Consider the following 25312-nt stretch of genomic DNA (forward strand, 5'->3'; position numbering starts at 1 on the left):
AGTTTTCGCATGTCGTTAGCAAGAAGCATCCACGCCTTTCGGCACAACCATGGCTGCGTGCTGGTGGGGCATATGGTCCAATGTGTTGGTGAGGGAACAGAAGCCCATTTTCCTCTGTCGGGCCACTGTTTCAAAAATCTTTTCGGCGTGTTCTTATGGGCCTTCCTGGTTGCTTTTCAGGCCAACACTGCCCTGTCCGCCCTCACCTCAATCTTGTTGAAGCGACCTTAAAAGGGGCCTGATATGGGCCGGGGTCAGTCTTCCTGCCCGGCGCCGTCTCCATCGGGAAGGCTGCCCAACTGTTCACAGGCCCGTGCCAGCCGTACTTCGGGGTTCTGTGTTTCACAGAGTTTGCGAACGTCCGGAGAGCAGAGTTCTATGGAGTTTTCAAAATCTGACTCAAGCACGTCCTGCGCAATGGCCACATCCTGATCGTGGGTGCGGGTCTGTTCTTCCGCAAGTTGCGCCTGCGTTTTGTGCAGCTCCTTCAGGGAGTCGATGCAGGCTTCACTGGCAGCTTCCGGTTTGAACTGGAGTACGGCCAGTTCCTTCTGCAACTGCATGTTGGGCACTTTGCTGCGAACTTCGCTGTTCTCACCGTTGCTATTGCTATCGTCTTCTTCTGCGTGGCCCATCACCGGGACAGAAAAACAAGCAAGTATCAGGGCTGCAACAAGAAAGGGCTGGCTGAATCTGGGCACGCTCACACTCTCTGCACTTGAGGAACCGGGGCTGGATGCTCCCATGATTTCTGTCCTAGCGTGCTCATTGCCTCAAGGCCAAGAGGGAAACGCCCCAAAGTGGTTCCGAGATGTGCAGGGTTGGCATGTGCCAGCGTTTGGTGCTATCTACCGAGGTGGAAAGTCGGCGGTGGACGGGCACCTTGTTGACCAGGTCAGGTCCGGAAGGAAGCAGCCACAGTAAGTTTCGTCCGGGTCATTGTCCGGCTTTCCACCGTTTTCCGCCCTGTTGACCAGTTCTTGCGGGCGTGACTCTTACTCTTCGGAACTGTCATGACCGATAAGACCGATGCGCAGCTTTCTCAGGATGAGGGGCTTCCCGATCCTGTTATGGAAGGCCCCGGTCTGTTTGGAGATGCTCCTTCTCCAGCCCCTGTTCCTGCCCCGGTCGCGCCTTCTGGCTCACCTTATCGTGTTCTGGCCCGCAAATATCGCCCTACCACGTTTGATGACCTGATTGGTCAGGAAGCCATGGTGCGCACGCTGCGTAATGCGTTTGCGCTGGGGCGTGTGGCTCATGCTTTCATGCTGACCGGTGTGCGCGGTGTGGGTAAAACCACCACGGCCCGCATTATCGCCCGAGCGCTCAACTGTATCGGGCCGGATGGCAAGGGCGGCCCCACGCCAGATCCGTGTGGTGTGTGTGCCAATTGCGTCGCCATTCTGAATGACCGCCACCCCGATGTGCTGGAAATGGATGCCGCTTCCCGCACGGGGGTGGATGATGTGCGTGAGATTATAGAAGCCACGCGCTTCCGGCCCATGCAGGGCCGGATGAAGGTCTTCATTATTGACGAAGTGCACATGCTCTCCCGCAACGCGTTCAATGCGTTGCTGAAAACGCTGGAAGAGCCGCCTGCACAGGTCACTTTCATTTTTGCCACGACGGAACTGCGCAAGGTGCCGGTAACGGTGCTGTCCCGCTGCCAGCGGTTTGACCTGCGCCGTGTGCCGCAGGCAGATCTGGCCGCCCTGTTTGCCCGCATTGCGGAAAAGGAACAGGTGCGTCTCTCCCCCGAGGCTCTGTCACTGATTGCCCGCGCGGCGGATGGCTCGGTGCGTGATGGTCTTTCCCTGCTTGATCAGGCCATTGCTCAAGGCACGGGGCCGGATGGGGCATCAGAAGAAATTGGGGCCGCTCTTGTCAGTGACATGCTGGGGCTGGCGGATCGGCAGGTGGTTTTTGATCTGCTGGAAGCCACGTTTACCGGCAAACCGGACAAGGCGCTGGCTCTGGCTGATGCAGCCCATGCGCGGGGTGCAGACCCCGGCCTGATGCTGGGGGATATGCTGGAACTGGTGCACACCATTTCCCGCCTGCGGGCTGTTCCTTCCCTGCGGGATTCGGCCGATCTGCCAGAAGCTGAGCGGGTGCGCGGCACGGAAATGGCAGAAAAACTGCCTGTGCCGGTGTTGATGCGTGCCTGGCAGATGCTGGTGAAAGGCGTGCAGGAAGTTGAGTCCGCACCGGACAGACGCGCCGCTGCAGATATGGTGCTGATCCGCCTTTGTTACGTGGCGGACCTTCCCTCCCCGGCTGATCTGATCAAACGTCTGTCCGGGCAAGAAAACACTCCAGCCCCACCTTCGGCTGGCGGTGCACAGATCTCTTCTTCTGGAATGAGTGGGCAGAATGGGTCACTTCCTTCTGCGCGCATCGAGACGTCAGATGTTCATCCCCCATGGGAGGATGCGCCTGCCCAGCGTCCTGCGCCACAGACAGGAACCGGGTTGGATGGCGATGGCAGCCCCTCCGCCTCATCAGCATCTTCAGCGCGGCCAGACACCTCCGCTCATCAACCGGCAGAACCTCCGCCCGCTTTGAGAATGGTCGGTGGCACCTCTGTCATGGCTGTGCAGCCCGATATTGCCCGAGAGCCTGCTCAGGGTGGAGATCCGGCGCCTCAGGTTGCGGCGGAGCCAGCGGTAGAACCTTCCGAACCTGCACAGCCAAGCATTGCTCCCATGCCCCGCACGTGGCGTGAGGCCGTGGCCTTGGTCAAGGATCGGAGGGAAGCCCTGCTGCATGGGCATTTGCGGAATGCAGTTCATCTGGTTTCCTTCGCGCCGGGTGACATTGTGGTGCGGCCGGAGGTTGGCGTTCCGTCTGATCTGGGGCGGCAGCTTCAGCGTGTGCTCGAGCACGCCACTCATCAGCAATGGCGGGTCAAGATCTCGGATGAGGCCGGGGAGCCCACTTTGGACGAACAGGGTGCGGAGATCATCCAGTTCCAACGCCGCACTGCCAAGGCACATCCGCTGGTAAAGGCCATTCTGGCCACTTTTCCGGATGCGGAGTTGGGTGAAGTGCGTGACCACGGGCTGGATGATTACGGCCTGCCCCCTGAGGAGGTGCCAGACCTTGTATTTGCACCGCTTGACGCCGAACTGCTGGACGAGGATGAACGACCATTCGATCCCGGTTCATCCATGGATTGAGCTGGATATCGGCCGGAACCTCCGGCTTTAACGACAGGGTGGAAGACCACCCCAGACCAGACCGCTGCACTGCGGTCAGACAGGGAGAGTAAACCATGAAAAATCTTGCCGGACTGATGAAGCAGGCGACCCAGATGCAGGCAAAGATGGAAGCCATGCAGGCCACGCTGGAAGCGATGAACATTGAAGGCGCTGCTGGTGCTGGCATGGTCAAGGTCGTGCTGAGCGGCAAGGGTGACATGCGCTCCATCACCATCGACCCCAAACTGGCAGACCCTGCAGAAATGGAAATGTTGCAGGATCTGATCGTGGCGGCCTGTGCCGATGCCCGCACCAAGCTGGATGCCAAGGCAGCGGAAGAAATGCAGAAAGTCACCGGTGGGCTGAACCTGCCCGCAGGTATGAAGCTGCCGTTCTGATCCATCGTGCAATGCGTGCCCGCATGACATGGCGGGCGCGATGCAGAGCGGATGGAGAAGACAGGCGGAGTGCAGGATGCGCGGGCAGGAAATAGAGCAGCTTATCAAGCTTCTGGGGCGGTTGCCGGGCTTTGGCCCGCGTTCGGCCCGGCGCATTGCCCTGTTTCTGCTGCGTGATCCTCAGGCGCGTCTGGTGCCGCTGGCCCGCGCGCTAGAACATGCCGGCAATGCTGTCAAAACCTGTTCCACCTGCGGCAATCTGGACACGGTTGATCCCTGCCACATTTGCACGGACCCAGTAAGGGACCGCAGTGTGGTGTGTGTGGTGGAAACGGTGGGTGATCTGTGGGCGCTGGAGCGTGCTGGCGTGCATAGAGGGGTCTATCTGGTGCTGGGCGGAACGCTTTCTCCGCTGGCGGGAATAGGGCCGGAAGACCTGAATATAGCCCCCCTGCTGGACAGACTGGAATGTGGCAGTGTGCGTGAAGTCATTCTGGCACTGGGGGCCACTGTTGAAGGGGCCACCACCATGCACTGGCTGATGGACAGGTTGGCGATTTATGAGGGCGTAGCCGTCAGCCGGGTTGCGCAGGGCGTGCCTGTGGGCGGCGCACTGGATGTGCTGGATGATGGCACACTGGCGGCGGCTCTGGGCGCCCGACGGCCTGCCTGAAGAGCAGCGTATACTAACCCGGAGACGGAGAATAACGTGGCGATAAATGCTTTTCCAATTTCTTCACGCATTCCGCGTCGGGCATTGGTAACGGGGGGCAAGGCGCGGCTGGGCAAGGCTATTGTTCTGGCGTTGGCTGAAGCCGGGTTTGATGTGGCCATTCATTACCGTGGAGACACGGACGCGGCGGAAGAAACGCGGAAAGAAGTTGTGGCGCTGGGCCGTAAGGCGTGTCTGCTCAAGGCGGATCTTGCACGGGAAGAATTTGTTTCACCACTGGTGGAACAGGCAAGTGCAGCGCTAGGCGGTCCGCTTGGGGTGCTGGTCAACAACGCCTCAACCTTTGAGCGTGATGAATGGGATGACGCGACAAAGGACAGTTGGGTTGGGCATATGAAGCCCAACCTGCGTGCGCCATTTGTGCTGATGCAGGCTTTTGCCAAGGCGCTCCCCAAGGATGCGGAGGGAATGGTGCTGAACATGCTGGATCAGCGCGTGTGGTCCCTCACCCCTCATTTTATCAGTTACACGGTGTCTAAAAGTGCTTTGTGGACCCTGACACAGACCATGGCGCTTGCTCTTGCACCCCATGGCATTCGGGTGAACGCCATAGGCCCCGGCCCTGCTCTGGCCAGTGTGCGGCAGAGTGAGGAACAATTTGCCCGGCAATGCGCTTCCGTACCGCTGGGTCATGGCACATCGCCAGAAGAAGTGGCGCGGTCTGCCCTGGCTCTTCTGGCGTTACCCTCAGTTACGGGGCAGATGCTGGCGCTGGATGGCGGGCAACATTTGCAGTGGTCTCCGGCTGCGGCAGCCGGTTCTGTTTTGGAAGAATAACCCTCGTATGACAGTTTTTGCTCCGTGGGCGGACGAACCGCCGTTGCGCTGCCTGTTCCTCAACAACATGGTGCTGGATGCGCATATTGGCGTTTTCCCGCATGAGCAGGGTGTCACCCAGCGTATCCGCGTTTCCGTGGCGTTTGGTGTGCTGGATCGGGATGATCTGGAAGTGGGCGCAGATGATCTGAGCCGCACGGTCTCTTACGAGCATGTGGTGCTTCTGGTGCGCCGTATTGTAAGTGAAGGGCATGTAAGGTTGGTGGAAACATTGGCGGAACGCATTGCCGCCGGTGTTCTGGCAGATGCCCGCGTGCGTGTTGTGCGCATAAAAATTGAAAAACTGGATGTTTTTGAAGAAATTGAATCCGTAGGCGTAGAAATAGAACGCCGTGCTACCCCGCAGGGCTGAGGACAAAAGAGCGTTTATTTTCCAGCATCGGCATGTTGAAAATAAACGCAACACTTCAGAAAAATAAGGTGTCCCGATGCTGTGTTATACGGACACATTGATTTTATGGAGACACATGCATCGGGCGTCAGGGAAAGCTACAGCTTTTCAAATCTGCAAAATATGATTTGATTTTTCGAGATAAGGCTTGAGAGCTGCCTGGCCGCGGTAGATCAAAGCCTTCCGTTTTGAAAGTCCTATCCGGAGGGCTGGTCTATGTCCGGCTTTGCAGTGTGTTTCCACGGTCCGCTAATGGTTACCGTGTTTCTGAAAGACAGAATTATCATATGCACCAAATGAGAGTTCAGTAGGTATTTTTTTTGTCATATGGACAGATAATCAATCAACCAGCATCTGATTATTCCTGAAAATGTTGCGCTCTTTTCTCAGATATAATCTTATGGTGCGGGCAGAAAATAATGTGATGAACAGCATGGTGCGCATGTGAGCAGGGTTAAAAGAGCGGGCAGAAAAATACTGGGGTTCTTCACGCGTCCTTCTCCCCCGGAAGGGGGTGCGGAGCATGTGCAGACTACCGCAGGGAAACCTCTGCTCGGTTTTGTAGATCAGATCGGCCTACGCCACATTCACGGGTGGATCATGGATCCGGATGATCCAGTTCAGCGCCTGCCGGTAGAAGCCTTTCTTCCAGACACAGGCGAGAGTCTTGGCACCGTTTTAGCGGACCAGTTTCATCATGGTATTGCCGGTGTAGGAGACAATAGTCGCGCGTATGGGTTCTGGTTTCACCTGAAGCGGGAGCTTTCTCCTGCTGAACGAGAGCGCTTGCGGGTGCGCGTTCCGGGCCGAGATGAGATTACGCATTCCCCGCAGCTTGCTGCGTGGCAGCCCCTTCTGCACGTGGCGATGGATATCGTAAATAACTGCAATTTACGGTGCCCCTTCTGTCTTTATGACTATAGCGGCGTGCGCCGGACAAATGTCATGACACGGGAGACATTGGAGGCTGCACTCCGGTTGATGCCTTATACGAAAGATGGTGAATTCTGGTTTTCCTGCCTGCATGAACCATCGCTTCATCCAGATTTTCTTTCTTTTTTGGATTTAATACCGAACGGGATGCGCAATAAGGTGTTTTTCACATCCAATATTGCGCGGCGTATGCCTGCCTCTTACTTTCATGGTTTGGCCCGGAGTGGAATTGACCATATCAATATTTCAATAGAATCTCGCACGCCAGAGATATACGAGCGGATGCGCAAGGGGGCTCGTTTTCCAATCTTCATGGAAAACTGGGACAAACTTCTAAATGCTTTCAACGAGGTAAATTCCTCAGTTGCACTGCGCTATATCATTATGGCCTATAAATCCAATCTCCACGAACTGCCAGATCTGGCGCGTTATCTGATAGAAGAACGGCGAGCCGCACAGGTAGAGATTCGTTATACTTATGATGTTCCCTTTATTGATCCAGCCTTTCGTGAGCAGGAGTTTCTGACGCAAACGGATTGGGACTGGCTCCAAGCCAATCTCCCGACACTTGAGCCAGGTCAGATCCTTCTCGACAGGCCTCCGGTTCCATCAGGAGATGAGCCATCGCCTGCTCCTGTTCCCGCTCCCACGCTGGAGACCGGCTTTTTGCCCGGTCGTTATCTCGCGCGCCTTTCTTGGGATGGAACGCTGGAACTGCGGGGCATCAGCGTGGCCAGTACAGGGAATACGATGATCGAAGTGCCTATCCTGACAAAAAATGTGCGTGATATTGGCGACCCGGAAACGTTTTTTAACACGCTTGATCGGTCGGAAATTCCAGCCTGATAGACAAAGCGTATTTTCTGGCTGTGTGGCAACCATAAAAAAAGCCCGCTGCGAGAGCGGGCTTTAATGTGATCAGCACACCGGGAAAAACCCGGTGCAGTGTGCCAGATCAGGAATCGTGTTCATCCGAATCCGTGCTGACATCAATGTCGGAGCTGATGTCATCGTCGTCGTCATCCAGATCGGATGTATCTTCCATCACATCATCGGCATCGGTGTCGGCGTCGGTGTCGAGATCCAGATCATCATCGTCTTTGGGCTTAGCCGCCGGGGTATCAGCCGGGGTGGGGGTCAGGCTGTCCGTGCTGCGGCGCAGACGGGGAACCAGTTCGGGCTGTTCTGTCCCGCATTTGGGGCATACGGCCGGGTTACGGTTCAAATCATAGAAGCGGGCACCACAGGACACGCAGACGCGTTTGGTGCCGAGATCGGGCTGGGACATCTTGCTACCTGTCGATCCTGAGCAGACATGGGACGAGGGATCGCCCCGGAAACGGGCGATTCCCTGCTCAGATGGCCTGAGGCGGGAATCGACCACACTATTAAGGCGAGGCCAAATGCCATTGCACAGCACGCCTGTCAAACCCTGCGTGGAAAAAGAGGTAATAATTTTCCATGCAGAAGAGACAGATTCCAGCCTCTGGCGGATTGACTTACGGCGGGACAAGCCGGAATGAAATGGGCATGACACAGGCACCCTCTTCTTCCCGTCCTTTGCGCGTTACCCGCGCGCCTGCCCCTCTTGCCGGTACGGTGGCCGTACCGGGAGATAAATCCATCAGCCACAGGGCGCTGATGTTTTCTGCGCTTGCTGAAGGCGAGACCCGCATTATCGGTCTGCTGGAAGGGGAGGACGTGCTGCGCACGGCAGACGCCATGCGGGCGCTGGGCGCGCATATCACCCGCGATGAAAATGGCCGCTGGCATGTGCGGGGGCGTGGCCTTGGGGCGCTGACAGAGCCCTCTGATGTGCTGGATATGGGCAATTCCGGCACGGCGGCCCGTCTACTTTCCGGCATTCTGGCCAGCCACGGCATGATGTCCGTCATGACCGGTGACGCCAGCCTGCGCCGCCGCCCCATGAAACGGGTGACAGACCCGCTGGCGGGCACGGGGGCTACCTTCCTTGCGCGGGAAGGCGGGCGTCTGCCACTGGCCATTCAGGGCAATGCAACGCCTGCTCCGCTTGATTACCGCCTGCCTGTGGCGTCTGCTCAGGTTAAATCCGCCGTTCTGCTGGCGGGCCTGAATGCCGCTGGCGAAACACGGGTGGAAGAACCTGTGCCCACGCGGGATCATACGGAAAACATGCTGCGTCACTTTGGGGCGCAGGTGGCAGTGGAAGAAACGCCAGAAGGCGGTCGGATTATCCGCCTGCAAGGCAAACCGCACCTGATAGCGCGGGATGTGACTGTGCCGGGAGACCCGTCATCCGCAGCCTTTGTGCTGGTGGCGGCTTTGCTGGTGGCGGGGTCTGATGTTGTGATTTCCAATGTGGGCCTTAACCCGCTGCGCACGGGATTGTTCACCACCCTGCGTGAAATGGGTGCCCGGTTGGATATCACCAACGAACGGACGGAAGGTGGCGAACCGGTAGGGGATCTGCACGTACAGGCTTCCTCACTTCAAGCCGTGGATGTGCCTGCGGAGCGTGCGCCGTCCATGATTGATGAATACCCCATTCTGGCTGTGGCAGCGGGGTTTGCTACGGGCATTTCGCGTTTTCGCGGAGTGGAGGAATTGCGCGTTAAGGAGAGTGATCGTCTGGCGTCTACCGTGGCGTTGCTGGAAAAGAACGGCGTGCGCACCAAAGTGGATGGTGATGATCTGATTATTTATGGCACCCAGGGCGCTATTCCGGGCGGTGGCACTGTGGAAACCCATATGGATCATCGTCTGGCCATGAGCGCTTCCATTCTGGGGCTGGTGGCAGAAAACCCGGTGGAAATTGATGATACCGCGTTTATTGACACAAGTTTCCCGGGTTACTTCCCGCTTCTGAACAGCCTTGGCGCAGGGTTTGCGGCATGAAGCGTGGCGGTCCGGTTATAGCGGTTGATGGTCCTGCTGCGGCGGGAAAAGGCACTCTGGCCAAACGGTTGGCGCAGGCGCTCTCGCTTCCTTATCTGGATACGGGGTTGCTCTATCGGGCCGTAGGGCGGCTTGCGCTGGATGCCGGGCAGGACCCTGCTGCTCCGGCAGAGGCGTTTGCCCAGAAATTAAGCCCGGAAGATCTGGCCCGCACAGACCTGCGTGCGCCAGAGGTAGCGCAGGCCGCCAGTAAGGTAGCCGCCCAGCCAGCCGTGCGGCAGGCCCTTGTCGAAACCCAGCGCCGCTTTGCGGGTGAGCGCGGGGCTGTGCTGGACGGGCGTGATATCGGCACCGTGATTTTTCCCGATGCGGACGTCAAACTGTTCATCACAGCCTCTCCCGCCACGCGGGCCCTGCGGCGTTTCCTGCAACTGGGAGGGGACCAGAGTGCCCCCAACGCGCAGGCGCAGGTGGCTGAAATGGAAGAGGCGCTGAAGGTGAGGGATGCAGCGGATTCTGGCCGGAAAACAGCCCCCTTGCAGGTAGCGGCAGATGCTCAGGTTATTGAAACGGATACCCTGAGCGCGGAAGACGTTCTGGCGCAGGCTCTCGCGTTCGCGCGCAGGCGACTCGGCCAGTAAAGGCAGGTTTGCGTGTCATGGATGGCACGCAACTGCTTATTTTCATTATATCTCACGTTATTTTCCACTCCTTTGTGTTGACAAAGCGCGGGTGGAAGGTGTCTCTGCGATACAGATGCCTGTTGTTTGCAGCGGGTTTTCAATTTTCTTTTCTCTGGGCTGCCGGAACATAGATCAGGTTTTCCTGATATCTCCGCCAGCAAGTCGTGCCGCACGATGTGGTGCGCAGGAATGGCCGGCTTCTTCATTGGCAAGTCGGCGCAGGATTTACAGTTACACATGGCTTCAGCCGCAACCCCGACCGCGGATCACTTCCGTGGTGAAGATTTTGCTACCCTTCTCGACGAGACCCTTGGCCGTGATACCGGCTTTGACGGGTCCGTTGTGCGCGGGCGTATTGTTCGCCTGACTGACGAATTTGCCATTGTTGATGTTGGCCTGAAGAGCGAAGGTCGCGTGTCCCTGCGTGAATTTGCTCCTCCGGGCGTGACGCCGGATATCAAGCCGGGCGACGTGGTGGAACTGTATGTTGAACGGTACGAAGACCGTGACGGCAGCATTGTTCTCTCCCGCGAAAAAGCACGCCGTGAAGAAGCCTGGACGAACCTTGAAAAGGCGTTCGAAGCAAACCAGCGCGTCAACGGCACCATCTATGGCCGCGTCAAGGGTGGCTTCACGGTTGATCTGGGTGGCGCCATGGCGTTCCTGCCCGGCAGCCAGGTTGATATCCGCCCCGTGCGTGACGTCAGCCCGCTGATGGGTGTTCCTCAGCCGTTCCAGATTCTGAAGATGGACCGTGCGCGTGGCAACATTGTTGTCTCCCGTCGTGCCGTTCTGGAAGAAACCCGTGCAGAACAGCGCAGCGAACTGATCCAGGGCCTGACCGAAGGCATGATTCTGGACGGCGTTGTGAAGAACATCACCGATTACGGTGCGTTCGTTGATCTGGGCGGCGTTGACGGCCTGCTGCACGTGACCGACATTGCGTGGAAGCGTATCAACCACCCGTCTGAAGCTCTGCAGATCGGCCAGCCGGTGCGCGTGCAGGTTATCCGCTTCAACTCCGATACGCAGCGTATCTCCCTGGGTATGAAGCAGCTTGAAGCTGATCCGTGGGAAAATGTTGCCCTGAAGTACCCGCCGGGTGCGCGTTACACGGGCCGCGTGACCAACATCACCGATTACGGCGCATTTGTTGAGCTGGAACCGGGCGTTGAAGGTCTGGTGCACGTTTCTGAAATGTCCTGGACGAAGAAGAACGTCCATCCGGGCAAGATCGTCGCTACTTCTCAGGAAGTCGATGTGATGGTTCTGGATGTGGACAGCGCGAAGCGCCGCATCTCCCTGGGCCTGAAGCAGGTTCAGCGCAATCCTTGGGAACAGTTCGCGGAAGAGCACAAGATCGGCTCCACCGTGGAAGGCGAAATCCGCAACATCACCGAATTCGGTCTGTTTGTTGGTCTCTCCGCAGACATCGACGGCATGGTTCACATGTCCGACCTGTCCTGGGACGAAACTGGCGAAGAAGCCATGAAGCACTACGAAAAGGGCCAGGTTGTCAAAGCCAAGGTTCTGGACGTGGATGTGGAAAAAGAACGCATCTCTCTGGGCATCAAGCAGCTTCAGGAAGATCCGGCAGCTGATGTGCTGACCAGCGTTCAGAAGGGTGCCATTGTAACCTGCACCGTGACCGCAGTTCAGTCCAACGGGATTGAAGTGAAGGTTGACGATGTTCTGACCGGCTTCATCCGTCGTGCGGAACTGGCTCGTGACAAGGCGGAACAGCGTCCGGAACGCTTCGCTGTTGGCGAACGTGTGGATGCGAAAGTGGTCTCCGTTGACCGCGCAGCCCGCAAGCTGGCTCTGACCATCAAGGGCCGTGAAGTGGAAGAAGACAAGCAGGCTATCAACGAATACGGCTCATCCGACAGCGGTGCGTCTCTCGGTGATATTCTGGGTGCTGCCATCCGTCGTCGTAACACCGACGCCTGATCAGTTACTGGAATACCGGATGTGTGGGGTTCGCCTCACACCCCCGGAACGCCTCGGTAGTGATGCCGGAAAAAGCGGTGCTGGAAACAGCGCCGCTTTTTTTATGTCTCATATCCCGCTCATACTGGCTTGTGTGTGGGCATAAAAGGGCCTTGCTCCCCCGCTTCCCGCTTCCCGCTTCCCGCTTCCCGCTTCCCGCTTCCCGCTTCCCGCGGTCTGTGGCGCATAGAATGTCTGTAGGGGAGGGGAGCATGCGCACCCTACCAACGTGTGATGGCCGTATAGACGGTTCAGGGGTTGTGAGATCACGGCCCGCGTGAAACCCTTGAGACGATAACCAACAGGAATGACAGGGCGTGGTCCGGGGCAATACCCGGCCAGAACGGCCTGCAAGTCAGGCCGGCACCGCGCTTTGAGGCATCGGGGTTTCTTCCCTGATGTCTAAAGTGGAGCAGGGAAGAGGGAGATGAGGATGACGGATCGCCATTTACCAGATTTGCCTAAGGGGTCTTCTTTCTGGCGACATGTTCAGGCGTGCATGTCACGCAGGCGGCTTGTTGCCGGGGTGGCTGTGGCCCCTCTGGTGGGGGGCATGGTGTCTCTCGGCGGGGCGTTGCCCGCACGGGCGCAGGGCACGCCCACAACCGGCGTAAATGGCGATCAGGGTTATGAACCTGCCGGGTCATTCGATATTGTCGCTGAGTTTTACGGGCCCGGTCCTTCCGGTATTGTTGTGGCGGAGAACGGACGGATTTTTGTCGGTTTTCCCCGGCACGCCATCAACCATAAAGGCGCGACACTAGGGGAACTGGTGAACGGGCGTGTGGTGCCTTGGCCCAGTGCAGCGCTTAGTCTGCCGTCTTCTGCCGCACCTGCGGACAGGCTGATGTCTATCCATGGTATGATGATGGATACTCAGGGCAGGCTGTGGGCTATTGATGACGGCAAGCTGGCGGGGCTGCCGCTTCAACCCGGTGCCGCTAAAATTGTGTGTTTTGATATTGCGGCCAACAGGCTGCTGCACAGCATTATCCTCAAAAGCCCGACGCTGCTGCCTGACAGCCATATGAATGATCTGCGCGTGGATCTGACACACGGGCAGGCAGGCACTGTGTATGTCAGCGATAGTTCGTTTGGGCACAGTCCGGGGCTGGTCGTTGTGGACGTTGCCAGCGGGAAGCAGCGCCGCGTTCTGGCAACCCATCCTTCCACGCAGGCGGAGGCAGGCTTCATGGCCGTGGTGGAGGGGGTGCCGCTGGTGTATGACCCCGCCCAGAAGCCCCGTTTTGTGGTGGGCGGCGTAGATGGTGTTACCCTGAGTGCATCAAGTGATCGGCTCTATTACGCGCCTCTGACCAGCCGCAGGCTGTACAGTCTGCCAACGGCGCTGCTGTCCGATTTTTCTGTTTCCGATGCGGATCTTGCAAAAGCGGTGCGGGATGAAGGAGAAAAAGGAACAGCAGACGGGCTGGCGACAGATGCTCAAGGCCGTATCTACACAACCAATTTCGAGCACGATTGTATTCTGCGGCGCAATACGGATGGATCATTTGATCTGATGGTGCATGATCCGCGCATTCTTTCGCCTGATGGCATTTTCTGCACGCGTACGCATGTCTATTGCACACTGGGACAGTGGAACCGGCTGGCCAGCTTCAATAATGGGCAGGATAAGCGGCGTCCGCCGTATCATCTTATCCGTTTTCCCATTGAGCCTGTGCCGACCTACAGCGCGGAGCCCACATAAGGGGGGTAAAGAAGCCCTTTTAAAAACAGGAAGCCCTGCCAGGAGCATCTGGCAGGGCTGAGAGACCAAAAAAGCGGAACGACATTTAAATTTGAACGGCAAAATATGATTCTAAAATGTGTTTTGCGAAAACTCAGGCAACATTCAAGGTTTGTTCCTCCTTCCACACGGTGTTGATCAACATATCCACGCTGTCTGCATCGCTCAGCATGGACAGATCCCCCAGCGTATCCAGCTCTCCGGAAGCAATCTTGCGCAGCAGACGCCGCACAATCTTGCCAGAGCGCGTACGGGGCAGATCTGGCACAATGAAAACCTCATCTGGCGCAGCGTAGCGCCCGATGGCCAGACTGACCTGCCGGGTGATATCTTCGGGCGTTATGCTGGTCTGTTCATCCCGCGCAATGGCGAACACAACCAACGCCTGTCCTTTGACGGAATGTGGCACGCCAACGGCTGCACATTCTGTAATGCGCCTGTCTGCACCAACAGCTTCCTCAATTTCGGCGGTGCCGATCCGATGGCCGGAAATGTTGATGACATCATCCATACGGCCCGTAATCCAGTAATACCCGTCGGCATCGCGGCGTGCGCCATCCCCCGTGAAATACAGACCGGGGCTGAAAGAGAAGTAGGTCTGCTGGAAACGGGCATGGTCTTTCCACAGGGTGCGTGCCTGTCCGGGCCAGGAGCGGGTGACACACAGGCATCCTTCGCCTGCGCCTTCAATCACGTCTCCCTTGGTGTCGGTCAGCACCATGGAAACACCCGGAAGCGGCATGGTGGCTGATCCTGGCTTCAGTTTTTGTGCGCCGGGAATTGGGCCAAGCATGATGCCTGCGGTTTCCGTCTGCCACCATGTATCCACAACCGGGCAACGGCCTTTGCCGACAATATCATGGTACCACATCCATGCATCCGGGCTGATGGGTTCTCCGGCTGTGCCCAGAAGCCGCAGGCTGCTCAGGTCATACCGGTTTACCAGATCATCGCCTTCGCGCATCAGGGAGCGGATGGCGGTGGGGGCGGTAAACAGCATGGTCACCTTGTGGCGTTCTATCAGCTCCCACCAGCGGCCCGGTTGCGGGTAGGAAGGCAGGCCATCAAACATCATGGTGGTGCTGCCGTTGGCCAGCGGCCCATAGACAACCGAGGTATGGCCGGTAATCCATGCCACATCCGCTGTGCACCACAGAACATCATTCGGGCGGTGGGTGTAGACCATGCCCATGGTGTAGGCCGCCCATACCATGTAGCCGCCCGTGGTGTGCACCACGGCCTTGGGCTTGCCGGTGCTGCCAGAGGTGTAGAGCAGGAAAAGGGGATCTTCCGCATTCATGATCTCCGGGATGCAGTCTGGTTCAAACCAGTCCACAAAATCGTGAAAATCAAGGTCACGTTCGGGAAGCATGGCAACGGGCGCATCTGTTGTGCGGAGCACCAGAACGGTTTCAACCGCACTCTCTGCCCCCGCTTTTTTCAACGCCTCATCCATAATGTGCTTGAGCGGGATACGCTTTGCACCGCGTGCAATCTCGTTGGCGGTAATCACAACGCGTGCGCCACTATCTACCAGACGCTCGGCAATGGCTTCTGCTGAAAGACCGCCAAACAGCACCACATGCACAGCACCAATACGGGCACATGCCAGCATGGCAATAGGGGCTTCGGATACCATGGGCAAGGAGATGGCAACACGATCTCCCCGAGAAACACCAAGATGCTGCAAGGAATTTGCCAGACGGCAGACGCGCTCATGCAGCATACGGTATGTCAGCTTTTCTGCTTCATCCGTGCCGTCGCGGTGGCTGATCAGGGCAACCTGATCTGCCCTGTCCCCCAGATGGCTGTCTATGCAGGAGACGGAGGCGTTCAGCGTGCCATCATGATACCAGTTGATTTCAACATCATCCTGAAAGGAGCCACAAAAGGCGCGGGTCGGGTTGCTGTGCCAGTGGATACGCTCCGCCTGATCCAGCCAGAACCCATCCGGATCACGCTCGGCACGGCGTGTCATCGCCTGCAGTTGTGACGGTGTCAGCAAGGAGTATTCTGCTGACTGAGGATGCACGGGAATAATGGTATGTTCAGACATCTTCTTTGTCCCCCGGTCTTTTTGTTTTTGTCGGTGTCTCAGAAGAAATACGGTGTCATGTTCTGCAAGGCATCTGCTGCAAGTTCAGTAATCAGATACCGTGGGCCAAAAGCCCTATAGAAACGCTTCTGGTGGGAAGCGCTTCTGACAGAACAGGCAAACGGTTCAGTGCGTTGCCCTGATTAAGGGCTGCACTATTTAAGATCGTGAGACGACATGGCTTTGGCCTCTGTGTATGTCCATAAGCCGAAGTGTGCCTGAGGAGGTCTGCCGAGCGCTACCCGAATAAAAGTGAAAAGAAGCGAAGATTTTTTCGGGTTTTGCAATGTTTGCAAAGCTGGGGCAGGGAAAGGGAAAAATTGCGGTATCGCAGCAACGCACTTTCCTGCGGTGACGCTAGCAGACAGAAAAATGACGCTAAAAGCAAGAGGCGTCTTGCATCTTCAGGTAAAAGAGCTGTTACAACACGATGCAGGTGCCACTTGGGGTCGTGCGGGCCGCAGAGGGAGCAGTGTCATCCTAAGAGGCCGGAAGAGAGGGCATTAGGGGAAAGGTCCACATCCAGCCCGGAGCCGGAGGCTAAAGGCTGCCCAGCCTATCAGTGCTGGGCAGTTCAGAGCACAGAGATCAGTCTGCGGAAAGCGAAGTAAGAAAATCAGAAACGTTTTTAAAAAGATGTTTCTGATCAAGACATTTTTTTGCGAACAGAAGAGCCTGTTTTTTGCGGGCTTCCTGGCTTTCCGTATTGGGCAGAACAGAGAAATCGGCAACGTGTGCATAGCCGATAATGCGGCGGATGATTTCCGCACCACAATATCCAACCATGTCCTGAAAAACACTTTCCAGAAAAAGAGTTTTTTCTCGTTCTGAAATGCCGCCTTGGGTGGGGGCGTAATACAGGGCCGCCGGGTCGGAAGGGGTAGGCTGTGTGTTCCACAAATGAAGGAAGTGCTCTGTAAAGCTGCCCCAGAACAAGGTGATCATCTGTTTATGAAGGTGTGTGGCCGCAGTGTCCGGCGTGGCAAATAAACTGAGCACGAGATTTGCGACAAACAGTCCGGCATCAAAGCCAATAGGACCGTAGATCGCAAATTCGCCGTCTATGACACGTGTATCGTCTTCCGTGGTCATGATGGAGCCCGTGTGGAGGTCTCCATGCAGAAGAGCCTGCGGGCAGGAAAGGAAGCGTAGGCGCAGTGAATCGATCCGGGCCAGCACATTCTTGTCAGCACGAATGGCGTCTACCACAGGTGTCAGGCCCGGTTCTGCCCAGTGGTTACGGGGGTGATTATGGTACGGGTCTGTCAGCACCAGATCAACCGTAATACGGGTGAGTGTCTGGTTGCGGGCAAAACAGATGCGGCGGTCCATAACGGGTTCAAAAGGGGCTGCCAGCAGGGACGTGGCAAACGTGCTGTGGGCCACAAAGCGCCCAATCCGGGTAGCTATTTCCGGGTTAACCGGCCCGTTCATAAGGGCTGTGCGTAAAACGGTATGGCCAGAAAGGCTTTTGACAATCAGGATAAACTGTTCCGGGTCAAAATGCAGGCATTCTGTTGTAAGGTCTGGCACGTGGGGAAACACGTTGCGCAGATAGGCGGCTTCAAAAAAAGTGCGGTCCAGCGGCATTTTCCAGGATGGATCAACCCGAACGTGTGGAAGCGCCTGTTTCAGGCAAACCCCTCCGTTTGAGCCTTCCGCCAGAAACACCAAATTCAGGTTGCCATCACTCACTTCCCGGATGGTCCATGTTTCCGGCGCGCTTCCAAGGCGCGCGGCAATGGCGGGAAGAGAGGCCACATAGGATCTTACACCCTCAGCATCCAGTGTGCGGTAAGCGGTGTTCTGTGTGGTCATGGAGTCCTTGTCCTGAACATCTGATAGAAAAACAGCCGGGGAATTCCCCGGCTGGCGCACCGTATCAGACAAAAACTCTGTTTTCCAATAGTGGTATCAATCAAGGCACGATTCACGGAAGGATTTAAAGGCGCGAGCACGGTGGCTGATGGCGTTTTTCTCGGCGTCCGCCATTTCCGCAAAGGTCCGGGTTTCCCCTTCCGGCGTGAAAATGGGGTCATATCCGTGGCCTTTGTCTCCCCGTGGGGGCCACGTGATCTGCCCATTGATACGCCCTTCAAAACTACGGGTAGTGCCATCCGGAAAAGCAAGGCACAGCACGCAGATAAACCACGCATCGCGTTCGTCTTCGCCAATTCCCTCGTGAATGCGGGCCATGGCAGCGGGAAAATCTTTATCCGGCCCGGCCCAGCGTGCGGAATAAATGCCGGGTGCTCCCCCAAGGGCGGAAACACACAGGCCGGAATCATCGGCCAGCGCGGGCAGGCCCGTGGCTTTGGCTGCGGCGACAGCCTTGAGGGCGGCGTTGCCTGCAAATGTGGTTTCCGTCTCGTCCGGTTCAGGAAGATCAAGATCTCCGGCAGAGAGCACGGTAATGCCGAAATCAGCGAGGAGAGAGGAAAATTCAGCCAGTTTGCCTTTGTTGTGGCTGGCCAGAACCAGTTTGTCGCCAGATTTCAAAATGGGGTTTGTCATGGGATCAGTGGCCTTCTGCTGCGTTCACTGCGGCTGTCTGGGCATCAAACAGCACGCAAACACCCTGCCGGGCGAGGCCGAACATGGCGGTGAAAGAGTCTTCCATAAAGGGAGCGTCTTCGGCCGTGGCCTGAATTTCCACAATGCGCCGGTCTGCCGTCAGTACAAAATTGGTGTCGGCTGCGGCGGCGCTGTCTTCCGCATAGTCCAGATCCAGCACAGGGCCGGCTTCCGTCAACCCGCAGGAGACAGCCGCAACCTGTCCGCGCAGGGGCAACTGGCGCAGCACATGCGCGGCCACCAATTTACCCAGAGCCAACCGTAGCGCCACCCATGCACCAGTAATGGAGGCGCAACGGGTGCCACCATCTGCATTCAGGACGTCACAATCCAGCGTGATGCTGATCTCACCTAGCGCGGGCAGGTCCACCACAGAACGCAGGGAGCGGCCAATCAACCGCTGGATTTCCTGTGTGCGGCCGGATTGTTTGCCCTTGGCGGCCTCTCGCGGGCCGCGCGAATGGGTGGCACGGGGCAGCATGCCATATTCGGCTGTCACCCATCCTGAACCCTTTCCGCGCAGAAAGGCTGGAACGCGGTTTTCCACACTGGCCGTACAGAGCACTTCCGTGCCGCCCACGCGGATAAGGGCGGAGCCTTCCGCATGGTGGGCAAAACCGGTTTCAATTGTAACGGGGCGCATCTGGTCTGGCTGACGGCCGGAAGGGCGCATGAGGAAGGGCTCCTGACAAAAAAACGAGGGGTCCCTGCACATAAAGGGATTTGCGTCAGAGCGGAACCGCGTGACGGTCTCCGGCTACGCAGGTGCGCCGGTGCTGCGAGATGTGCGTTATGTCTGCCTGAAAAGGGTCAGGGACTGCTCACTCTTGCGTTGACGGGACTTGCTCTCTTGTCAGACGCACGCCAGATGCGCAGAAGATCAGGATATGTCTGTTTGGCCTGATTTACCGGCTGGATCATTTTGAAGGAGGAGGCCTGTCATCATGAAGCGTGGTCTGCTGCCCGTAAAATCGCCCCTGCCGCCGGAACTGGATGGCAGATCCGCCGCGATTTTGCGCGAAATTGTGGAAGAGTACGTGGCGAGCGGTGAACCCGTAGGTTCCCGTACGCTCTCACGCCGGTTGGGGTTGCCACTTTCTCCGGCGACCATTCGGAATGTCATGGCCTCATTGACGGAAGCGGGGTTGCTGTTTTCTCCCCACACCTCCGCCGGGCGTCTGCCTACGGAAAAAGGGCTGCGGCTGTTTGTGGATGGCCTGCTGCAATTTGGCAGCCTTTCAGAAGAGGAGCAGGCCGGTATTGGTCGGTCTCTGGAAGCGCGGGGGCGCTCCTTGCAGGAGACGTTGACGGAGGCTTCGGCTCTGCTCTCAGGCATGTCCGATGCGGCCGGGTTGGTGGTGGCTCCCAAGGGGGAGGGGGGCATCAAGCATATTGAGTTTGTCGCACTTGGCGGCAATCGGGCGCTGGTTGTCCTTGTCGGCACTGATGGCCATGTGGAGAATCGGGTCATGGAAACCCCGGTTGGCATGCCTCCCTCGGCTCTGGTGGAAGCGGCCAATTACCTGAATGCCCGTGTTTTAGGCACAACCCTGCATGATCTGCGTGACAGGGTTGGCGCTGAAATGACGGAGAACCAGAACGCGCTGGACCAGTTGACGGCCGAGGTGGTGGAAAGTGGTCTGGCTGTGTGGGGCGGTGGCGCGGATGAACGCGGCGGCACCCTGATTATTCGCGGTCAAGGCAAGCTGCTGGCGGATGTGGATGGGCAGGAACGCCTGTTGGCCATTCAGACCCTGTTTGATCGGCTGGAAACGCAGGAAACCATGATGCGCCTGCTGGAACTGGCGGAAAATTCGGCAGGGGTGAGGATTTTCATCGGGGCGGAAAGTGGATTGTTCGGGGCCTCCGGCATGTCCATGGTCGTGGCCCCAGCCCGGAACGAGGCCAATCGGATTGTAGGGGCCATTGGCGTGATTGGCCCCACGCGCATCAATTACGGTCGCATTATTCCGGTGGTGGATTATACGGCCCGTTTTCTGGGTGAAATGCTGGGCTAGATGGGGTGTTCCGGTAAAACGGAACAGTGACATTAAAGGCAAACTCCGTTGGAAAAGGCTGGTCCGGCGGGGAGAGGTGTCTTTTTGCCATCATGTGGTCAATATGGCGCATGAGAAGGAAGACGGCAGCGCATGGGAATGATAAAGGACCTGCATGACACGAACTCCGTCTTCTGGTGACTCTGGGTCTTCTTCTGACAAGAAAGAAGAAAACGCTTCTTCCCGGCAGGGTGTAACGCTGCGCAGGCCACGTTTCCGCCAATGGCGGGGGCTTCTGGGCACAGTGGCTGCCGTGGGGCTTGTTGGCGTAACGGGGGCGTCCCTGCTGGTCTGGCACCAGTATGAAGGTATTGTGGCAGACCTGCCGACGGTGGAAGGGTTACGGACCTACCAGCCGCCTGTAATGAGCCGCCTTTATGCATCAGATGACAAGGTGATTGCCGAGCTGGCAGATGAACGCCGGGTGTTTGTGCCGTACAGCGCTATTCCAGACCGGGTGAAAAACGCCTTTATTGCAGCGGAAGACCAGAAATTCTGGACCCATAAGGGGGTGGACCCGGTCGCCATTATACGCGCAGGTCTGACCGATCTTACTCGCGGCAAGGGGCGCAGGCCTATTGGTGCGTCCACCATCACGCAGCAGGTGGCGCGCGTCATGCTGCTGGGCAGTAATGCTGTCTCCATGAAGCGCAAGGCCAAGGAAGCGTTTCTGGCCATGCGTATTGAGCAGGTGCTGCCCAAGGAGAAGATTCTCGAAATCTATCTGAACGAAATTTACATGGGCAGCGGCGCCTATGGCATTGCCGCCGCCGCGCAGACATATTTCAACAAGCCGCTTGATCAGCTTGATGATGCCGAGGCGGCTTTCCTTGGCGCGTTGCCCAAATCTCCGACCAATTACAACCCGATCCGGTTTCCGGATGCCGCGCGTGGGCGACGGAACTGGGTGCTGGAGCGGATGGCCGAAACAGGCGCCATTACGCATGAGGCTGCCCGGTCAGCAGAAGCCGAGCCTCTGATCCCGCACGCCTTTGTGCGCCCCGGTCCGGCTCCCGGGTCTGAATGGTTTGCTGAGGAAGTGCGGCGCGAACTGCTGGAACGGTACGGGCAGGACACGACGCTACAGGGCGGGCTGGAAGTGCACACCAGTCTGGACCCCGCATTGCAGCTTACGGCACAGACCACTCTGCGGCAGGGCCTGATGGCGTATGACCGGGCACATGGTGGCTGGCGTGGCCCTATCAAGCATCTGGCAGAGGTCACGTCCTCTTCTTCTCAGGAGGACTGGGTGGCGGCCCTTCAGGCCGTGCCAGTGCCGCTGGGAATGCTGGATCAATGGCGGTTGGCTGTGGTGCTTGACCCTTCTCGCGGCCGGGTGGGCTGGCTTGAAGGGGGCATCATGCGGCGGGGTGCTGCCACGCAGGGCGGAACACCACAAACCGCGCAGGTGCTGGAACGTGATCTGGCATGGACGCGCCGGTTCCGCCTGTTGAGAGCGGGCGATGTGGTGATGATTGAACCTCAGGCCCAAGGGGAGCGTGTGGCGCTGATGCAGGTGCCGCATGTGGAAGGCGCTGTGGTGACCCTCAATGTGCATACCGGGCGCGTGATGGCGCTGGTGGGGGGCTGGTCTTTCCAGACATCACAGTTTGACCGTGCAACGCAGGCGTTGCGTCAGCCGGGTTCATCCTTCAAGCCGTTTGTGTATCTACAAGCCATGGAGCAGGGCATTTCTCCCTCTCAGGCCTTTGACGATTCTCCGGTTTCTTACGGGGCATGGCACCCCAACAATTATGAAAAGGATTTCTGGGGGCCAACGTCTCTGCATGATGCGTTGCGGGAATCCCGCAACCTCGTGACCATTCGGTTGGCTGCGCATATCGGCATCAAGAATGTGGCTGATCTGGCAACGCGAATCGGGCTTGTGGATTCCATGCCGCACGTGCTGCCTGCGGCTCTGGGGGCCGTGGAAACCACGGTGCTGAAAGAAGCGGGAGCCTACGCCACGTTGGCTGCCGGGGGCCGGAAAGTAACCCCGACCCTGATAGATGATGTGCAGGACCGGCAGGGTAAGGTGATCTGGCGGCCGGAAGGGCTTTCTCTGGTTTCTGTCGCTGCTCAGACTGCCGCAGAGCAACAGGCTGCGGGTCATGAGAATGAACCAGACGCCATCTTCCCTGATGGCAAGCCGGATGCCGCGCAGCCGCAGCCGCAGCCGCCAGCACCCGCGCCCGCGCCAGTAACCACCCCGGCACCGTCTGCTGCCGTGCAGAACAGCGCAGATCTGCCCGGTGTGGATGATCAGCCTGCCGTCAAGGATGATCGGCCGAGAGTGGCGTCAGAACAAAGCACATTCCAGATCACCACCATGTTGCAGGATGTCATCCGTCGCGGCACCGGGGTGCAGGCTGGCAAAGGGATTGATCGGCCTGTAGCGGGCAAAACCGGCACCAGCCAGAATTTCAATGATGCGTGGTTTGCCGGTTACTCACCCGATCTGGTGACGGTCGTGTGGATCGGGTTCGATTCGCCTCAATCTCTGGGCAAGAACGAGACCGGGGGGGCCATTGCTGGTCCTATCTGGAACAAGATCATGAAGACCGCCTTTGAGGGGTACCCCAAGCTTGATTTCCCCGTGCCGGAGGGTGTTACGCTGGTGCGGTATGATACGGGCCGTGGCGTTGCGATTGATGCGTTCAAGCCAGATCAGATTCCGGGTGTAAGCGTCAGTCTGGCTGATAATGGCGCGTCTCAGGAACTGACGGCAGCCGATACTGGCGCTGAAAACATGCCCGATTCGGAAAGCGATATGGCCGCCGGTGGCGGGCAGCCCGGTGCGGGTGGGACTGCTGCGGGCAATAGCGCTACGCCAGCACCCGGCACACCACGCCCTGCGCAGGAGCCTTCCGGGGGTGACATTGGCATGGGCGGCCTTTATTGAGGCCGCTTACAAGAGACTGTCTGAACAGTCTCTCTGCAATTCAAGCAAGTCCTAGAAGTGATGGAGAAACGGCCTGATGTCTGCCGAGACGGAAGCCCTTAATGACCAGATCAAGCAGTCAGTGGCGCTGCTGAGGAGGCATCTTTAACTGGGATGTCGCACAGGCCAGACTGGCCGAGCTGAACAACCAGGCAGAAGATCCTGATTTATGGAATGACCCGGAAGCCGCCCAGAAGCTGATGCGTGAACGCACGCTGCTGGCTGGACAGGTAGAGGGGGTTCTGGCGCTTGAAAACAGCGTGCAGGACACTTGTGAGCTTGTTGAACTGGCCGAGGCTGAAGGGGACGCCGAAGTGGTTCAGGAAGCCATTTCAACCCTGAAGCAACTGGCGGAAGAAGCCAAGCGGCGTGAGACGGAAAGCCTGCTTTCTGGCGAGGCCGACAGCAATGACTGCTATCTGGAAGTCAATGCTGGTGCTGGCGGCACCGAGGCGCAGGACTGGGCGGAAATGATGCTGCGCATGTACACCCGCTGGGCAGAAGCGCATGGCTACAAGGTCACGCTGATGGAAAGCTCGGAAGGGGAACAGGCGGGGCTGAAATCGGCCACCATTCTGGTCTCCGGCCCCAATGCCTATGGTTGGCTGAAAACGGAAGCTGGCGTGCATCGGCTTGTGCGGATTTCTCCGTTTGATGCGGCAGCCCGACGGCAGACGTCCTTTGCCTCCGTCTGGGTCTATCCGGTTATTGATGATTCGATCGAGATTGAAGTCAATGATTCTGACCTGAAGGTGGATACGTTCCGGGCATCCGGTGCGGGCGGGCAGCACGTTAACAAAACGGATTCTGCCATCCGTATCACCCATATTCCCACTGGGATTGTGGTGGCCTGTCAGACAGACCGTTCACAGCATCGGAACCGTGCCACGGCCATGCAGATGCTGCGTGCGCGCCTGTATGAAGCCGAACTTCAGAAGCGTGAAGCCGCTGCGGCTGCCACGGAAGCTGCCAAGACCGATATTGGCTGGGGGCATCAGATTCGGTCCTACGTTCTAGCACCTTATCAGATGGTCAAGGATCTGCGTACAGGCGTGGAAACCGGGAATCCGGATGCGGTGCTGGATGGCGCGCTGGATGACTTCATGGCGGCGGCCTTGGCCGCGCGTGTGGGGGCTACCCGCTCTGAGGCCAGTGCCTCCGCCCAGTAAGGCTGCGTTCAAAATAAGAAGGTTTTGTTACAAAGCGGGCTGCCTCTGGCAGGCCCGCTTTTTTATAATCCGTTTTATATTTCGTGGCAGACCGAAACTCTTTCTTCATGCTGCGCGTTTAGACGCTATTTTTTTTCAAAATGACAATGAAATGAAAAGAAGCATAACCAGACAGCATTTAGTGATTTTTGGCTGAAATATGGCGTTTTTCTGCGGGGTGCAGTTGCGTGCTCAAATTTTAGGCAGAACGCTTTGTGTGGGGCAGCATTATTTTCGATCAAGAACATTCTTGACAGAACTGTTCTCAAATTGCCCAATCAGGATCAGGAAGATGGCAGCTATGCAGCTCTGTCAGTCTATCCAGTGCTGAGGCACGAAATGTTGGTTTGTAACCGCCACTTTCAGGGCCCGAGTATCGGGGGTGGATGCAGACCGGCGTTTTATGGCTGGCGTGGAAGAAGGAGGATGTAGAAATATGAAGGACCGCACGCAACAGCAACGGAGACCGATGCATTACGTCGTCGGGACAGGAGCTGTTGTCGGTGTTGTTGCTCTGCTGGTAGTCATTCTGCTGCATGTATTGGCGGTTATGGGCCTAGTGCTGGGTATGGGAACGTCCACCAGCGTCCCGGTGCCCAAACCACCGATCAAGACCAGAATTCTACCACCACCACCACCACCGCCCCCC

19 protein-coding genes, 1 other RNA gene and 1 pseudogene are annotated in these 25312 nt (G+C 57.6%); 15 read left to right on the top strand and 6 right to left on the bottom strand.

Annotated elements, in window-relative coordinates:
* Positions 1–254: 254 nt before the first annotated feature.
* Positions 255–746, bottom strand: a complete 492-nt coding sequence (locus AD948_RS12755) for a hypothetical protein (RefSeq protein WP_006557588.1) — start codon at positions 744–746, stop codon at positions 255–257.
* A gap of 112 nt (positions 747–858) precedes the next feature.
* Here AD948_RS12755 and ffs point away from each other — a divergent pair.
* The 7 genes from ffs to AD948_RS12795 all read left to right on the top strand — a co-directional run bounded on the left by ffs (position 859) and on the right by AD948_RS12795 (position 7338).
* An RNA gene (gene ffs, locus AD948_RS12760) (signal recognition particle sRNA small type) lies at positions 859–956 on the top strand.
* Between the two features lie 57 nt (positions 957–1013).
* Positions 1014–3179: a DNA polymerase III subunit gamma/tau gene (locus AD948_RS12765; protein WP_061472261.1), complete on the top strand. Its 2166-nt coding sequence runs from the start codon at positions 1014–1016 to the stop codon at positions 3177–3179.
* A 95-nt stretch (positions 3180–3274) separates the two neighbouring features.
* The gene (locus AD948_RS12770) at positions 3275–3598 is read left to right on the top strand and encodes a YbaB/EbfC family nucleoid-associated protein (protein ID WP_006557590.1); all 324 of its coding nucleotides are present in this window, start codon (positions 3275–3277) and stop codon (positions 3596–3598) included.
* 76 nt (positions 3599–3674) lie between these two features.
* Positions 3675–4271, top strand: a complete 597-nt coding sequence (gene recR / locus AD948_RS12775; protein ID WP_006557591.1) for a recombination mediator RecR — start codon at positions 3675–3677, stop codon at positions 4269–4271.
* A 36-nt stretch (positions 4272–4307) separates the two neighbouring features.
* Entirely contained in the window at positions 4308–5108 is an 801-nt protein-coding gene (locus tag AD948_RS12780; RefSeq protein ID WP_061472262.1) for an SDR family oxidoreductase, read from the top strand.
* A gap of 7 nt (positions 5109–5115) precedes the next feature.
* On the top strand, positions 5116–5520 hold the full coding sequence (folB, locus tag AD948_RS12785) for a dihydroneopterin aldolase (RefSeq protein ID WP_061472263.1): 405 nt from the start codon (positions 5116–5118) through the stop codon (positions 5518–5520).
* A 483-nt stretch (positions 5521–6003) separates the two neighbouring features.
* On the top strand, positions 6004–7338 hold the full coding sequence (locus AD948_RS12795) for a radical SAM protein (RefSeq protein WP_156479028.1): 1335 nt from the start codon (positions 6004–6006) through the stop codon (positions 7336–7338).
* A gap of 109 nt (positions 7339–7447) precedes the next feature.
* On the opposite strand, the gene AD948_RS12800 is transcribed toward AD948_RS12795, so the two are convergent.
* Positions 7448–7780 (bottom strand): TIGR02300 family protein, encoded by a 333-nt coding sequence (locus tag AD948_RS12800; RefSeq protein ID WP_035378876.1) that lies wholly within the window; start codon positions 7778–7780, stop codon positions 7448–7450.
* Between the two features lie 236 nt (positions 7781–8016).
* Here AD948_RS12800 and aroA point away from each other — a divergent pair, with 236 nt between their 5' ends.
* From aroA to AD948_RS12820, 4 genes are all read left to right on the top strand, one after another.
* Positions 8017–9369, top strand: a complete 1353-nt coding sequence (gene aroA / locus AD948_RS12805) for a 3-phosphoshikimate 1-carboxyvinyltransferase (RefSeq protein ID WP_058987672.1) — start codon at positions 8017–8019, stop codon at positions 9367–9369.
* Positions 9366–10010 (top strand): (d)CMP kinase, encoded by a 645-nt coding sequence (locus AD948_RS12810; RefSeq protein ID WP_045543632.1) that lies wholly within the window; start codon positions 9366–9368, stop codon positions 10008–10010. The genes aroA and AD948_RS12810 overlap by 4 nt, the downstream gene beginning before the upstream one ends.
* Before the next feature lie 279 nt (positions 10011–10289).
* Positions 10290–12002: a 30S ribosomal protein S1 gene (rpsA, locus tag AD948_RS12815; protein ID WP_035378973.1), complete on the top strand. Its 1713-nt coding sequence runs from the start codon at positions 10290–10292 to the stop codon at positions 12000–12002.
* A 538-nt stretch (positions 12003–12540) separates the two neighbouring features.
* Positions 12541–13749: an L-dopachrome tautomerase-related protein gene (locus AD948_RS12820; protein WP_061472266.1), complete on the top strand. Its 1209-nt coding sequence runs from the start codon at positions 12541–12543 to the stop codon at positions 13747–13749.
* A gap of 133 nt (positions 13750–13882) precedes the next feature.
* Here AD948_RS12820 and acs read toward each other — a convergent pair whose 3' ends face one another.
* From acs to rph, 4 genes are all read right to left on the bottom strand, one after another.
* The gene (gene acs / locus AD948_RS12825; RefSeq protein WP_061472267.1) at positions 13883–15844 is read right to left on the bottom strand and encodes an acetate--CoA ligase; all 1962 of its coding nucleotides are present in this window, start codon (positions 15842–15844) and stop codon (positions 13883–13885) included.
* Between the two features lie 627 nt (positions 15845–16471).
* Complete coding sequence (gene mtnK, locus AD948_RS12830; RefSeq protein WP_061472279.1) at positions 16472–17701, bottom strand: S-methyl-5-thioribose kinase; 1230 nt, start codon at positions 17699–17701, stop codon at positions 16472–16474.
* A gap of 96 nt (positions 17702–17797) precedes the next feature.
* Complete coding sequence (gene rdgB / locus AD948_RS12835; RefSeq protein WP_006559765.1) at positions 17798–18397, bottom strand: RdgB/HAM1 family non-canonical purine NTP pyrophosphatase; 600 nt, start codon at positions 18395–18397, stop codon at positions 17798–17800.
* A 4-nt stretch (positions 18398–18401) separates the two neighbouring features.
* Complete coding sequence (gene rph, locus AD948_RS12840) at positions 18402–19130, bottom strand: ribonuclease PH (RefSeq protein WP_061472268.1); 729 nt, start codon at positions 19128–19130, stop codon at positions 18402–18404.
* Between the two features lie 271 nt (positions 19131–19401).
* Here rph and hrcA point away from each other — a divergent pair, with 271 nt between their 5' ends.
* From hrcA to AD948_RS18215, 4 genes and pseudogenes are all read left to right on the top strand, one after another.
* Complete coding sequence (gene hrcA, locus AD948_RS12845; RefSeq protein ID WP_006559767.1) at positions 19402–20475, top strand: heat-inducible transcriptional repressor HrcA; 1074 nt, start codon at positions 19402–19404, stop codon at positions 20473–20475.
* Positions 20476–20629: 154 nt separating this feature from the next.
* On the top strand, positions 20630–23416 hold the full coding sequence (locus tag AD948_RS12850) for a penicillin-binding protein 1A (protein ID WP_061472269.1): 2787 nt from the start codon (positions 20630–20632) through the stop codon (positions 23414–23416).
* 76 nt (positions 23417–23492) lie between these two features.
* Positions 23493–24624 (top strand): peptide chain release factor 2 gene (prfB, locus tag AD948_RS12855; protein WP_097802352.1). Its coding sequence is split into 2 segments (ribosomal slippage): positions 23493–23561 and positions 23563–24624, totalling 1131 coding nucleotides; the frame shifts between segments, so codons are not numbered across the junction.
* A 475-nt stretch (positions 24625–25099) separates the two neighbouring features.
* Positions 25100–25312, top strand: a pseudogene (locus tag AD948_RS18215) (energy transducer TonB); the annotation flags it as partial.

It is taken from the genome of Acetobacter senegalensis (genome assembly GCF_001580995.1).
GTDB lineage: Bacteria > Pseudomonadota > Alphaproteobacteria > Acetobacterales > Acetobacteraceae > Acetobacter > Acetobacter senegalensis.